Annotated in this window: 13 protein-coding genes; 6 read left to right on the plus strand and 7 right to left on the minus strand. The window is 65.8% G+C overall.

Annotated features, from left to right (window positions below):
* Positions 1–235: 235 nt before the first annotated feature.
* Together OWC43_RS00940 and OWC43_RS00945 are read left to right on the plus strand one after the other, a co-directional pair.
* A complete protein-coding gene (locus tag OWC43_RS00940) occupies positions 236–982 on the plus strand; it encodes an HlyD family efflux transporter periplasmic adaptor subunit (protein ID WP_393955362.1) in 747 nt (248 codons plus the stop codon).
* 74 nt (positions 983–1,056) lie between these two features.
* On the plus strand, positions 1,057–3,198 hold the full coding sequence (locus OWC43_RS00945; RefSeq protein ID WP_393955363.1) for a peptidase domain-containing ABC transporter: 2,142 nt from the start codon (positions 1,057–1,059) through the stop codon (positions 3,196–3,198).
* Between the two features lie 316 nt (positions 3,199–3,514).
* Here OWC43_RS00945 and OWC43_RS00950 read toward each other — a convergent pair whose 3' ends face one another.
* The 4 genes from OWC43_RS00950 to OWC43_RS00965 all read right to left on the minus strand — a co-directional run bounded on the left by OWC43_RS00950 (position 3,515) and on the right by OWC43_RS00965 (position 5,809).
* On the minus strand, positions 3,515–3,769 hold the full coding sequence (locus OWC43_RS00950; RefSeq protein ID WP_393955364.1) for a hypothetical protein: 255 nt from the start codon (positions 3,767–3,769) through the stop codon (positions 3,515–3,517).
* A 90-nt stretch (positions 3,770–3,859) separates the two neighbouring features.
* Positions 3,860–4,543 carry an SDR family NAD(P)-dependent oxidoreductase gene (locus tag OWC43_RS00955; protein ID WP_393958463.1) on the minus strand — a complete coding sequence of 228 codons (684 nt, stop codon included), beginning with the start codon at positions 4,541–4,543 and terminating at the stop codon, positions 3,860–3,862.
* Positions 4,543–5,610 carry a phosphoesterase gene (locus OWC43_RS00960; protein ID WP_393955365.1) on the minus strand — a complete coding sequence of 356 codons (1,068 nt, stop codon included), beginning with the start codon at positions 5,608–5,610 and terminating at the stop codon, positions 4,543–4,545. Before OWC43_RS00960 ends, OWC43_RS00955 begins: the two co-directional genes overlap by 1 nt.
* 25 nt (positions 5,611–5,635) lie before the next feature.
* Positions 5,636–5,809, minus strand: a complete 174-nt coding sequence (locus OWC43_RS00965) for a hypothetical protein (protein ID WP_393955366.1) — start codon at positions 5,807–5,809, stop codon at positions 5,636–5,638.
* A 273-nt stretch (positions 5,810–6,082) separates the two neighbouring features.
* On the opposite strand from OWC43_RS00965, the gene OWC43_RS00970 reads away from it, so the two are divergent.
* Both OWC43_RS00970 and OWC43_RS00975 read left to right on the plus strand, forming a co-directional pair.
* Positions 6,083–6,595: a DUF892 family protein gene (locus tag OWC43_RS00970; protein ID WP_393955367.1), complete on the plus strand. Its 513-nt coding sequence runs from the start codon at positions 6,083–6,085 to the stop codon at positions 6,593–6,595.
* A 69-nt stretch (positions 6,596–6,664) separates the two neighbouring features.
* Positions 6,665–6,856, plus strand: coding sequence for a hypothetical protein (locus OWC43_RS00975; RefSeq protein ID WP_393955368.1), 192 nt, complete (start codon positions 6,665–6,667; stop codon positions 6,854–6,856).
* Positions 6,857–7,056: 200 nt separating this feature from the next.
* On the opposite strand, the gene OWC43_RS00980 is transcribed toward OWC43_RS00975, so the two are convergent.
* The 3 genes from OWC43_RS00980 to OWC43_RS00990 all read right to left on the minus strand — a co-directional run bounded on the left by OWC43_RS00980 (position 7,057) and on the right by OWC43_RS00990 (position 10,598).
* On the minus strand, positions 7,057–7,950 hold the full coding sequence (locus OWC43_RS00980) for a hypothetical protein (RefSeq protein ID WP_393955369.1): 894 nt from the start codon (positions 7,948–7,950) through the stop codon (positions 7,057–7,059).
* A 25-nt stretch (positions 7,951–7,975) separates the two neighbouring features.
* Positions 7,976–9,022: a Hint domain-containing protein gene (locus OWC43_RS00985; protein WP_393955370.1), complete on the minus strand. Its 1,047-nt coding sequence runs from the start codon at positions 9,020–9,022 to the stop codon at positions 7,976–7,978.
* A 532-nt stretch (positions 9,023–9,554) separates the two neighbouring features.
* Positions 9,555–10,598, minus strand: a complete 1,044-nt coding sequence (locus tag OWC43_RS00990; RefSeq protein ID WP_393955371.1) for a Hint domain-containing protein — start codon at positions 10,596–10,598, stop codon at positions 9,555–9,557.
* Positions 10,599–11,243: 645 nt separating this feature from the next.
* Between OWC43_RS00990 and OWC43_RS00995 the strand changes: the two genes are divergently transcribed.
* Together OWC43_RS00995 and OWC43_RS01000 are read left to right on the plus strand one after the other, a co-directional pair.
* Positions 11,244–11,429 (plus strand): hypothetical protein, encoded by a 186-nt coding sequence (locus OWC43_RS00995; protein WP_137829822.1) that lies wholly within the window; start codon positions 11,244–11,246, stop codon positions 11,427–11,429.
* A 113-nt stretch (positions 11,430–11,542) separates the two neighbouring features.
* Positions 11,543–11,995, plus strand: coding sequence for a hypothetical protein (locus OWC43_RS01000; RefSeq protein WP_393955372.1), 453 nt, complete (start codon positions 11,543–11,545; stop codon positions 11,993–11,995).
* The last annotated feature ends 11 nt before the right edge of the window (positions 11,996–12,006 follow it).

The following is a 12,006-nucleotide window of genomic DNA, read 5'->3' on the forward strand; positions in this document are numbered from 1 at the left end:
CCCTCTACGCCCTGCGCATGGGCACCGCCGCCTCGGGGGGCGAGTCGGCGGTCGAGACGGAGATCCGCAATCTCCAGCAGACCCGCCGGGGCTATCAGGACGAGATCGCCCGCGCCGACGCTTCATCGTCGAGGCCACTCGCCAGCAGGAGCAGATCGAGGCTGACCAAGCGCCGTTCTACGCGAGCCTTGCCGAGCAGGCGAAGCGCAATCAGGCGGCAGCCGAGAAGTCGCGCATGGCGGTGCGCCGCATCGCTGCCTATGTGCGGCAGGGCGATGCCACCCGCGATCTCTTGGAGCAGCACGAGCGCACCACCTTCGACTACGAGCGGCAGGTGGCCGACCTGCATCTGCGGCGCATGGAGTATCAGCGCCAGGACGCGGAACGGAAGCGCGCCTTCCGCGAACTCATCGTCGCCAAGCAATCGCAGAAGGCCGCCGCCCAGAGCCAGATCGAGGCCACCGACAGCCGGCTCGCGGCCCTGCGCACCGAGGCGCTCCTGGAAATCCAGGCCCAGCGCGACGGCACGGTGCTGGCGCTCGCGGGCAAGGTCGGCGACTCGGTCAAGCCCGGTCAGTTCGTCGCCGCGATCGGCGATGCCGGCGCCGCGCCGGTCATCGTCGTCGAGGCGCCCGCCCGGGCGGTCGGCCTCGCAAAGGTCGGGCAGCGGGTGGTGCTGAAATACGACGCCTTCCCGTTCAAGACCTTCGGCATCCACCACGGCACGATCAGCTACATCTCGCAGGCTGCGATCCGCGGCCCGATCACCGAGGAGAAGCTCGATGGCGGCCTCGATCCGCGGCCGGTGCCCCTGCAATCGGCCTACCGCATCGAGATCGTGCCCGACCGGACCGATGTCGATGCCTATGGGGAGCGGGTTCCGATCCGGGTCGGCTCGACGCTGTCGGCGGACATCGTCGTCGAGCGCCGCCGCCTGATCGATTGGATGCTCGATCCGATCCGGGCGCTGCGCGGACGCTGAGAGCGCCCCCCGGAACGCATTCCCCACGGTGGCCGACCGCCGCGGGGACAGGGACATTCCCAGGACAGACGCCGATGTTCGCCGCCACCTTCGCCCGCTTTTCCGGCACCGCGCACAAACGTCCCGTGCGCACGGTGATGCAGAGCGAGAACATGGAATGCGGGCTCGCCTGCCTCGTCATGGTCGCCAACGCCTACCGGCACGACCTCGATCTGCCCTACCTGCGCGCGCTGTTCCCACCCTCGCGGCGCGGCATGACCTTCGCCGAGATCGTCGAGGTGGCCGGCCAGATCGGCCTCGACGCACAGGGGCTCGGGGTCTCCAATATCGGCGAACTCGCCAAGGTGAACTGCCCGGCGATCCTGCACTGGAACGGCAACCACTTCGTCGTGCTCGAGAAGGTCGTGCGCGGCGCCTTTCACATTCACGACCCGGCCTTCGGTCCACGGATCTATGCCCGAGAGGACATGGAACGGCATTTCGGCGGGGTTGCCCTCGAATTCGAGCGACGCATCGATTTCAAGGCGGTCAAGGCCGAGCGCAAGTCGCTGTTCTGGAGCGTCTACCGCTCCTGCCGCGGCATCGAGCACACGATCGGGATGATCGCCGTTCTCTCCTTTGCCGCGACCCTCTTCACGCTGGCGACCCCCGTCTTCCTGCAAACCGCCATCGATACGGTGATCCCGCAATACGATCTCGACCTCCTGACGGTGGTGATCGTCGGCCTGATCCTATTCAGCGCCTTCGAGGCGGTCTCGCGCTGGCTGCGCGACGTGATCACCCTGCGGGCGGCGACGATGTTCGAGATCCACTTCACCCGCAACATCGTCGGACACGCCCTGCGCCTGCCGCTCGGCTTCTTCGAGGCCCGCCATCCCGGCGATTTCGTCACCCGGCTGAACTCGGTCGATCACATCAAGACCTTCCTCGTGACGGGCTTCGTCTCCTCGATCGCCGACGGCACCATGACGGTCCTGTTGATCGGCATGATGTATTACTACTCGCCGACCATGACGGCGGCCTCGCTCGCCACGCTCGTCGCGGCGATCCTCGTGCGCTTCGCGACCTATCCCGAGATCGCCCGCTCGACCGCGCAGTCCCTCGAATCGCGCTCCGAGGAGCAAGCCCGGCTGCTCGATGGGCTCGGCCAGATCGCCGCCTTGAAGGTGAGCAACTCCGGCAGCTTCTTCGCGCTCAAGTGGCTGGAAAGCTTTACGCGGTTCGCCAATTCCAGCTACCGCTCCAAGAAGCTGTCCATCGACGCGGACCTGTTCCTGCACCTGATCTTCATGCTCGGCACGGTCGCGACCTTGTACATGGGCGTGACCGACGTGATGAAGAGCACCCTCTCGGTCGGCGTGCTGTACGCCTTCTTTGCCCTGCGCACCTCGTTCTTCAACAGCATGAACACGCTGATCATGAGCCTGCTGCAGCTCTCGGTGATGCGGGTGCATTTCGGACGGCTCGACGACGTGCTCGACGAGGCGCCCGAACCCGCGAGCGAAGGCGTCCACATCGCCCGGGTGATCCGGCGCAACGTCAGCCTGGAGGACGTGGCGGTACAGTTCGGGGCGGGCCAACGCCCGCTGCTCGCCGACGTGAACCTGACGATCGACATCGCCCGGAACGAGACCATCGCGATCATCGGCCAGTCGGGCTGCGGCAAGTCCTCGCTCCTGCGCATCCTGGCGAGCCTGCATCCGACCCCGCGCGGCCGGGTTCTCGTGGACGGGCGGGCGCTCGACGCATTCGGCGTGCATGAGTACCGCGCCAATATCGGCTGCGTGTTCGCCGACGACAGCCTGTTCGCGGGGACGGTGGCCGAGAACGTCGCCTTGCACGCCCCCGATGTGAGTCAGGCGCGCATCGAGGAGGCGCTCGGCTTGGTCGGCCTGCTCGACGCGGTCCAGGGATTGCCGCAGGGTTACGCGACCCTGCTCTCCGACGAGAGCCCGCTGCTCTCCACCGGTCAGCGGCGGCGGCTGATCCTCTCCCGTGCCCTGTGCCGGCGCCCGCGCCTTCTGCTGCTCGACGAGGTGACGGCCAATCTCGATCCGGCCTCGGAGGCCGACCTCGTCCAGACGCTCATTCGATACCCCGCGGCCAAGGTGTTCGTGACCCATAGCGGCCATGTCTTGCCCTTCGCCGACCGCGTCCTGAAGGTGAGCGGCGGGCGGCTCGTCGACGTCACGGCGCAGGCCAGCGAGGCGGCATGAGGCGTCCCTGACCGAACGCGTCCCGCGCGGACGTCCGCATCGGGGATGCCGAAGGGATCGGCTGTTCGGCAGATCGCTGGCCCGAGCTCGGCGAAGTCACCGTTGAGGAAGATGTGATCGTCCCTCGGTTCGTTCGGTCAGCCCCCGTGTCGGGTCGTCAACGGCATCTTCGCCCAGGCCACCGGCTTCCGCTAGAGCATCGGCCCGAAAGGTGGGAGCCGGCTTTCGGAAAAAGCCGATGCATCACAATAGCCTAGAGCATCGTGCCGGATCCGATATCCGACACGATGCTCTAGCTCGGCGTGGGCGAGACCGATCAGGCTTCCGCGCGCAGGCTCTTGATGAAACGCCGGGCGATCTCGCGCACCGCCTCGTCGTCGCGCGCCGTCCCCTCGGACCGATCCCAGAGATGGGGCAGGCTGCCTTCGAGTTCGTCGAGCATCTCGGGATGGCGACCCGCCAGATGGCGCAGGGCCCCGAACAGGATGTGCTCGACGGCCATCTCGCGGCGGCGTGCGGCAATCACCTCATCGGTGACGGGGGGAAGTGCTTTCGGATCAGTTTCGCTCATGCGCCACCAACAGGCCGATCGCGCTTCGAGTTCGCGAGCCCTGATGCCGCAGCCGTCCGTACTCCGATCGAGCGCAGACTGCCGGTCCTCTCACCACGGCACCGTCTCGCCGGCATAGTCGAGATAGGCGCAGCCGCGCTGGCCGAGTTGTCTTTCCAGCACGTTCACCATGCCCCGCGCGCTCGTCTCGACATCGAGGGTGGCGCGGCGCCCGCCGAGATCCGTGCGCACCCACCCGGGATGCATGAGGATGACGCCCCAATCCGCCCCCTTGTGCTGACCGGCGAAGGAGCGCGCGAGGGTGTTGAGCGCCGCCTTGCTCGCGCGGTAGCTGCTCCAACCACCCCCACGGTTCAGGGAGACCGAACCGAGCTTCGAGGTCATCAGGACGATGAGACCGCCCGGCGCCACCCGGCGGTGGAAGGCCTCGGCAAAGCGGATCGGGCTCACGGCATTGGTCTGGAACACGGAGCCGACGACGTCCCGCGGCAGCAGCGCCGCGGGCGTACCCGCCTGCGTGGCGACCCCGGCCACGACGAAGACGATGTCGAAGTCCGGCGCCTCCGCCAGCCGCGCGCGGAGATCGGCCACTGCGCTGTCGTCGTCGATGTCGACACCGATCTCGATCCGCAATGAATGGCCCACGGCCAGTTCGTCCAGTGCCGGCGAGGGCCGCCGCACGGTCGCGGTGACGTCCCAGCCGCGGCTCAGGAACTGGGCTGCCAGCCCGAGGCCGAGCCCCCGCGAGGCCCCGACGATCAGCACGCGACGCATCACGCGACCTGCGCTTCCGGCCCGAAGCCGACCTGCGCGGCGAAGCGGTTCCATGTTTCGATCCGCACTTGGCCGCCGGTGGCGCGGCGGTGCCCCTGGGCAAATTGATCATCCGGCCCGAGCGGCGGTGCGCGCTCCTCGAGGAAGCCGATCAGATCCGGGACGCCGAGGCTACGGACCGTGAAATGGACATAGCCCGCCCGGAAGCCCGCATTGGCGCCGATCACCACCTGCCGCCGGAGGCGGTGGATCCAGGATTGGGCGATGAGCGGATGGATCTGGCAGGGCGAGTCGCAGCGGATCAGGGCGATCGGTCCGGCAAAGAGCGGCGGGACGGTGCGGGCGGCATCGAGCGCCGCCTTCACCTCCGCCCGTGCCGCGTGCAGGGCCGCGGCATCCGGATCCGTGCCGGCGACGATGTCACGAGGGCCATCGGCCCGCAGAAGCATCCGCAGGGCCGGCCCGGCATCACCGGATGCCGAGCGCCGCGGCGCATTGATGAGGCTGACCGCCTCGCGCATGGCCTTGGCGGTGTAAGCTTTTCGCAGCGGACCCATGATTTCGGGAAAATCGCCGCTCGCCCCCCGCTCGCCGAGATCGCCCACCAGACCGATACCGGCCAGCCATGCCAGATCGTCCGCCCCGCCGAGCGCCGCGGCGCAGCGATGGGCGAGGAGGCTGGATGTCGGGATCGGCGCTTCGTCGTGACCGCTGATCACCGTGGCCTCGGCGGCGTCGGGCCAGGAACGCGGCACGTGGTGATCGATGAGCAGCGTCGGTATACCGGGCAGGATCGTGCCGGCCTGGACGCCGAGATCGGTCACCACGAGACCCGCCGGAGCGTCCGCGGCGAGCTCGTCGCGAAGCGCCGCAGACCAAGCCGATTCGCCGCGCCCGACCACACGGACAGGCCTGGGTTCGCGGCCCATACGGGTCAGAGCATGCCAGAGGATCGCGCCGGCCGACAGACCGTCGGCGTCGTCGTGACAGAGGATGGCGGGCTTGCCCGAACCGAAGCGGGTGATGGCCTCGGCGAAGGCCGCCCCGTGCGCGGAGATTGTGCTCACGCGAGCCGACCCCGACCGATCTGGCTCATGCTTCCGCCGCCTCGCGCCATCCGCGACCGTGCTGCTTCTGGGTCATGATTGCAGTCTCGGCGGGAGCCCATTTCTCGGCCTTGCCGGCGGTGGCCGACGACGTGCCGGCTGCGTCAACCCCTTCCGACTTCCGCGCCGGGGCAGAGCGGCAGTGACCGGTGTCGGACATGAGGCGTCTCTCCGGCGATGTTGGAGCCATGCGGGTCGGCAACCGGGGCCGACACGTGCGGGTTGCCGCGCCACTTGACGCATGGAGACGTCGCCAAGGCCCGGAGCGGATGCGCCAACGCCTCTGTGAACCGAAGGCATGCCTGTAAACAGATGCCGCAAGTGTCATAGGACAGGCTTGACGGGGCGCTTCCGTCGCAGGGGTCGACCGGAAACAGCCGTCTCTTACCTGAGTTAGCCGCCGGACTAGAAGACTATCCGGAGCAATGACGACATGGCTACGCCCGACATCAGCAAGATTTATGCAGGATCTCTCCGTAATACGCGCGCCCTCGAGAAGCAGGGCTTGGAACAGATGGAACGTCAGCTCTCCGGTCTTGAGCGTTACCCAGACTACGCGGCCGTCCTCCGGCACCATGTCGAGACGACGAAAGCACAGCTCGACCGTCTCGACACCGCTCTGGAGGCGATCGGGGAAAGCCGGTCGTCGCTGAAGGAAGCCGTCACGAGCGTGGCCGGTACCATCGGCGCGGCCGTCCATGCCACAGCGCAGGACGAGACCCTGAAGAACCTCTACGCGGGCTACGCCTACCAATACGATCAGATCGCGGCCTACCGCTCCCTGTCGGTGATCGCCGAGCGGGCCGGCATGTCTGATCAGGTTCCCTTCTTCCGGGCCGCGATCGACGAGGAAACGAAGGCCGCCGAGGAGATCGCCGCGCTGATCGAACCGGTCACCAAGACCTATCTCGATCTGACGCTGAGCGGTGCGAAGGCGGATAGCTAACAACCCGTTCGGAGCGGCCCGCCCAGGGGTCGCTCCGGTTTCCGAAGTTGCCAGCCGAGGCCGGACCCCATGGACGATCCTACCCCCGTCGCCGTCACCGTCGAGACCTGTCCGGACAGTTCGGTGCGCTACCGCTGGCATCTGACGGACCGCGACGGCGTTTCGGTGCGCGTCTCTCCGGAATCGTACGCCTCACCCGAGGATGCGGGCGCGGCCGGCGACGCAGCCTTGAAGGCCTTCGGGGCCGCGCAGAGCGGTTGACCGCGCGGCGACCCGTTTCCGTAACAGATCGAGCCGGCACACACGCGGTTGATCGCCGTCAGATCGCCTGAGGTGACATTCGATCACCGAGGTCGACGCGGTGAGAATGAGCCTGGAACAGCGACAGCGATCCCGGCAAGAGCGCGCAGCCCATTCGAAAACCGAGGCGGCGACGGCGTGCATCCACGGTGGATACGGCCTTATCGGCCGGCCAGCAGCGCGGCACTGCGATGCTGCTGTGCCAGGCCTCGGGAGAGGTAATCGATTGCCCCATCCTGCAACCGGCGCAGAGCCTCGGGATCAGCCTCGGCGTCGCGCCGCATGGAGACGTAGAACTCGAAACCGCCGACGACGGTGGCGCCGATCCGGTTCAGCACGAACGGAAACAATCCGAGTTGCGTGGCCCCCGCCACCAAACCGAGGAAGCTTTCCGGTGTGAAAACCCAGCAATGGCAAGATACGTAGCGGCCAGCGGCGAGTGCTGCGGACGCTTCCCGGTAGGCATGCCCCATCGCGTCATCGCCGGATAGCCGCGTCGCGCCCGCAGGATCCGCTCCGTCCCAGATATCCGCTGGCGCGATCGCGCGGACCTCGCTTGCATGGGCGAAGATCTGGCGCGGGCTCGGCCGCTCGAGATTCAGCAGATCCGCTTCGACGAGTTCCGCCAGCGTGCTGGCCGGGCGCGTCGCGTCGAACATGAACCGCTTGTCGGGCAGCGAAAGGTTGAGCACGCCGCCGGGGCGCAGCACCTCATGGATGCCGCGCAGCCAGCCGAGAAGATTCGGCACGTACTGCGCCACTTGCGCGGCGATGGCGAAGTCGTTCGGTTCCGTTCCGAGCAAGGCGGCCAGCGATCCGGAGCCGGCCCAGGCTTGATCGATCGGCATCGCGTCGAGCAGGCCGGCGCCCGCATCGAGGGCGTGGTCGATGTAGGTGACGCTCACGCCCTCGGGCAGCGGGACCGGATTATTCCCCGGACCAAGTTCCAGCCCCCGCGCTTCCGGCAGAGGCATATCGTGGGTCAGCCGCGCCAATCGCCGGTCCGCAGCCCGGCGATTCAGGAAGGCGTCGAGGGTGAGCAGACCGGGCCTCATGGCCCGGGCTGTAGAAGGGTCGAGCTCACGCGGCAAGCCACTCGAAACCGGAGGCGTCCTCCCAGGCGCAACCCGCTTCGAGGCTCAGGGCAAAGAGGCCCGCGAGGCGTGCCCGCTCCGCCTCGACCACCGGGCCATCCACCGCCACAGGGCGGCAGCGGCCGTACTCACCCGCCGGAACGAAGTCCGGATCGAGCAAGGCGCTGTCCGCACCGGCGAACCACGCGCGGCTCCCCATGTCGTAGAAGCTCTCGGCGGGCAGGCCTTCGGCGAGCAGGACGTCGTGGCGATCGAGCTCGACGTGCCAGTAGGTCACGCGCGTGGCAGGCTCGCGGGTGATGGAAGTCCCGTTGATCAGGCACATGATCGGCACCAGGACGCCGCCATTCCCGTCGGCATCGGCGCCAACGAGCACCGGATGGCCGTGCGAGAGGCGCAGGTCGCGGGCAGGCAGACCGGGGCCGAAGGCGCCGGCGCGGATGTGAACGGGCTGCTGATTGTGCGGCAACGCCGAGCCCTGAGCCTCCAGATCGCGGTTGCCGATCCAGGTGATCGGCCGCAATGCGCCGGAGGCCGTCACGGCCAGATCGCCGATGCGCAGATCCTCGACCGCGACGTCGCCGCGCGCGGTGCGGATCAAGGTGCCGGTGACGAAGCAAGGCGCCTGCTCCAGGTTGGAGAAGGTCTGAGGCGTGTTGTTCGGCAACGTGAATTGCTGGCCCGGTGCTACGACACTCGACGCAATCACCAGGTTGCCGGATAGGGACTGGCCGGAATCGAGAGCGATCGTGATGGCATCGGTCGTCTGGTAGCCAGTCTGGACCCCCGTCAATGCGGGGCCGAAACCACTGGAGATGATGACGGCACCGGGCCTGTTATCGACAGCCGGATCCGGAGACGTGACGAAGACCCGCGAGTCGGGAGGTACGTTGAGCGCACTCGCCAACTGCGTACCTGAAGTTTGAACGGTGAACGTCTCCGTATTCCCGGAGCGTACGTCAGAACCGGTCGGAAATTGTCCAGAATTCTGCAGCTCGTAGCTGTATCCGGCCGGAAACTGTGCGTACGTCATGACACTCCCCTCAATCCGTTTTGAGCGGTTATTTGCATATGCATTGAAAGTTTTTCTCAAGCCAATTTCAATTAGCTATTCGCCAATATCGAGGCGTGTTGCAATTGAGCAACTAGCACGATACGCACCTTATGATCGCCGATTACAATAAATTATGTTATGACTCGGACCATTATTCAACGGAAATTGGTCTATCACGACACGAACTATGCGATACAATAGGATATTTTAAAAAATCAATCGTGACGATTACTGGGGATAGATCGCCATCGACGCAACCGCGCCTTCCGATGCGGCTTTATAGGTTCGGCCTAGCGGCCTCGCCGTGGCGAGCGCGGCAGGCAGGCCTATGCGGTGACGGACGGAAGTCGGGACTGGCGATTGAAGCCATGGAACACAGGCCGCCTCAGGCTTGGTCTTTCGCGGAGAAACGCCTGGCTGAAAGCATAGAAAAAGGCGCCCTGGCTCAGCCAAGGCGCCTTGTGGTGGTCAGGGGGTCGGGGCGTGGATACCGTCCAGCCCCTTTCTCGCCTTACGCAGCCAGCCACTCGAACTGCGCAGCGTCCTCCCAAGCGCAATCCTCAGCAAGGCTCATCGCGAACACGCCGGCAAGGCGCATGCGCTCGGCTTCGACCTCCGGGCCATCCACCGCGACCGGGCGGCAACGGCCATAGGCACCTGCCGGAACGAAGTTCGGATCGAGCAATGCGCTGTCCGCGCCGGCGAACCACGGACGGCTTCCCATGTTGTAGAAGCTCTCGGCGGGCAGGCCTTCGGCGAGCAGGACATCGTGGCTGTCCAGCTCGATGTGCCAGTAGGTGACGTGCGTCGCCGGCTCACGGAGGATGGAGGTGCCGTTGATCAGGCACATAATCGGCACCAAGACGCCGCCGCTCCCCTCGGCATCAGCACCGACGAGCACCGGATGACCGTGCGAGAGGCGCAGGTCGCGGGCAGGCAGGCCGGGGCCGAAGGCGTCAGCGCGGATGTGGATGGGCTGCTCATTGTGAGACAGCTCTTTGCCATGGCCGTCGAGATCGCGATTGCCGATCCAAGTGATCGGGCGCAGCGTGCCGGAGGCCGTCACGGCTAGATCGCCGATCATCAGATCCTCGACCGCGACGTCGCCGCGCGCGGTGCGGATCAGAGTGCCCGTCGTGAAGCAGGGCACGGCCTGCGCGTTGTAGCTGCCCGGTTCGTTGTCATCGGCCGTGAAGCGCGTCCGCGTCGCGGGTGCTGGGGGATTTCTTCCGTATACCTGCGTGTTCGAAAGAAGGTACCGATAGTTTCCCGTCTCGGTTTCCCCGGGGGGAAGAGACCGGCTGGTGAACAGAACCATGTCCGCGTTGTCGTACTGTGTCGCAACGAGATCGATGGAACGTCCAGCAAACCCGGCCGGCGCATCGGCCCCGTAGGTCAGCGTAACCGTATCACCGACCGCGTTGACGGTTCCGTTGACGCTGACGCTGTAAGTGGACGCAGCATCGACCTGGAACGTCGCAGAGGCACCGCCGTCATCGATTCCGAGAAAACCTGCGCCGTAAGTTTTATTGTCGAAGGTGATCGGTAGTGCCACGGCCTTCTCCCATTCTCCGCTGGCTATAGTTCAGATAGCGCAGCGTTTATTTTAAGCTTGAGCGAGCCAATTGACAGCAATCGAAATATTATATCTGCAACAATTGCGTTGCTTTTCCGATACTGCCTTCGGTCGAGGCATGAGCATGCTGGGAGCGCCCGGTTATGACAATCCGTTTTGCCTGGCGCTCGACAAGAAGTATTATTTTTCGCCCATATTCAAAGATTTAGTGGCATGGCGGCAACAGTTATTGATACAAAGCATGAGACATTCGGCAATTTAGGAAAATCAGTCGGGCAAAAACGGCAAGACAAACGACCAAAAAGGCCTATGTTGTCGGGCCCGATACGCAATGGACCGATCGGTTGGTGCATCCATGCGGCCGGTCGTTGATCGCCTTGGCCCGAAAGAGATGGGCGATGCCGCATCGCCCCGCACCGGGGGATGGCCAATCCGAGCGATCACTCGATCAAGTTCGGGCCCTCCTTGATGGGTGTCGTGGCGCGGCGGGCCGGGTGACAGACGTCGATGAAGCCATCGAGGAAACGCAACTTCGCCGTCCCCCCTCGACCTTCGGCACGCGACGTCTCGGCGCCATCAATGGGTGAACGACCCCTCCGCTCTCGCCTGTGATAGGGGAGGGCGATGCATCGCCTCCGCCGATTGATCGATCCTGCGCTCGTCACGCTCGTCCTATCACTGGTCGCGGGCAGCCTGTGGCTCGGCACGCACGAGGATGACAGCGATTTCGGCGCCGGTTTCTTCGTGGGGCTGATTGCCGGTGGATCGCTCGCCTTTCTCGCCCTCGGCTCACGCCGCGGCGGCGACTGACACGCTTGTCCGCGCGTCACCGCTCACGCTTTGCGGACGTGGTACGGCGTCGCGCTCCGGAACGTGTGACCCGGCCTCGGTCTTCCCCGACGGACCGATAGGAGACCGATCACATGCGACATGCGGAATGGACGCTGGGCACGTTGTGCCTCGTCCTCTCGACCACCATGGCTCTGGCCCAGGGCAAACCCTTGCCGCCACCCGCATCGAGCGGGCAGCCGGTCATGGAGCTGACTATCGAGAAGAAGGACGGCAAGATCACCTGCGCTCCGGCCGAACTGCGCCTGCCGGCCGACACGAATGCCGAGTTGCGCGTCGTCAATCATGCCGACCAGCCCGTCACCTTGACCATCGACGGCCAGTTCGAGAACGGTCTCGTGCAGCATGTGGACGGCGACCAGGGCCATTCCGCGAGCGAGAAGGGCTACACGATCAAGCTGAACGGGAAGGCGACGCTCAAATTCCGGACGATGGCGGCCAGTGAGCGGCCCTATGGTTGCACCGGTGTGAACAGCCAGAGCGACCCCTTCGTGGGGAAATACGTTCTCGTCCCGCCGGCTGGCTGACCCCCGATCGC

Source organism: Methylorubrum sp. POS3, from assembly GCF_043352485.1.
In the GTDB taxonomy this organism is placed as follows: Bacteria; Pseudomonadota; Alphaproteobacteria; order Rhizobiales; family Beijerinckiaceae; genus Methylobacterium; species Methylobacterium suomiense.

Excerpts from the sequence above, each read along its gene's own strand:
- OWC43_RS00945 (WP_393955363.1), top strand. The coding sequence starts at position 1,057 with ATGTTCGCCGCCACCTTCGCCCGCTTTTCCGGCACCGCGCACAAACGT.
- OWC43_RS00970 (WP_393955367.1), top strand. The coding sequence starts at position 6,083 with ATGGCTACGCCCGACATCAGCAAGATTTATGCAGGATCTCTCCGTAAT.
- OWC43_RS00995 (WP_137829822.1), top strand. The coding sequence starts at position 11,244 with ATGCATCGCCTCCGCCGATTGATCGATCCTGCGCTCGTCACGCTCGTC.
- OWC43_RS00975 (WP_393955368.1), top strand. The coding sequence starts at position 6,665 with ATGGACGATCCTACCCCCGTCGCCGTCACCGTCGAGACCTGTCCGGAC.
- OWC43_RS00955 (WP_393958463.1), bottom strand. The coding sequence starts at position 4,543 with ATGCGTCGCGTGCTGATCGTCGGGGCCTCGCGGGGGCTCGGCCTCGGG.
- OWC43_RS00950 (WP_393955364.1), bottom strand. The coding sequence starts at position 3,769 with ATGAGCGAAACTGATCCGAAAGCACTTCCCCCCGTCACCGATGAGGTG.
- OWC43_RS01000 (WP_393955372.1), top strand. The coding sequence starts at position 11,543 with ATGCGACATGCGGAATGGACGCTGGGCACGTTGTGCCTCGTCCTCTCG.
- OWC43_RS00940 (WP_393955362.1), top strand. The coding sequence starts at position 236 with ATGGCGGTGCGCCGCATCGCTGCCTATGTGCGGCAGGGCGATGCCACC.
- OWC43_RS00980 (WP_393955369.1), bottom strand. The coding sequence starts at position 7,950 with ATGAGGCCCGGTCTGCTCACCCTCGACGCCTTCCTGAATCGCCGGGCT.
- OWC43_RS00985 (WP_393955370.1), bottom strand. The coding sequence starts at position 9,022 with ATGACGTACGCACAGTTTCCGGCCGGATACAGCTACGAGCTGCAGAAT.
- OWC43_RS00965 (WP_393955366.1), bottom strand. The coding sequence starts at position 5,809 with ATGTCCGACACCGGTCACTGCCGCTCTGCCCCGGCGCGGAAGTCGGAA.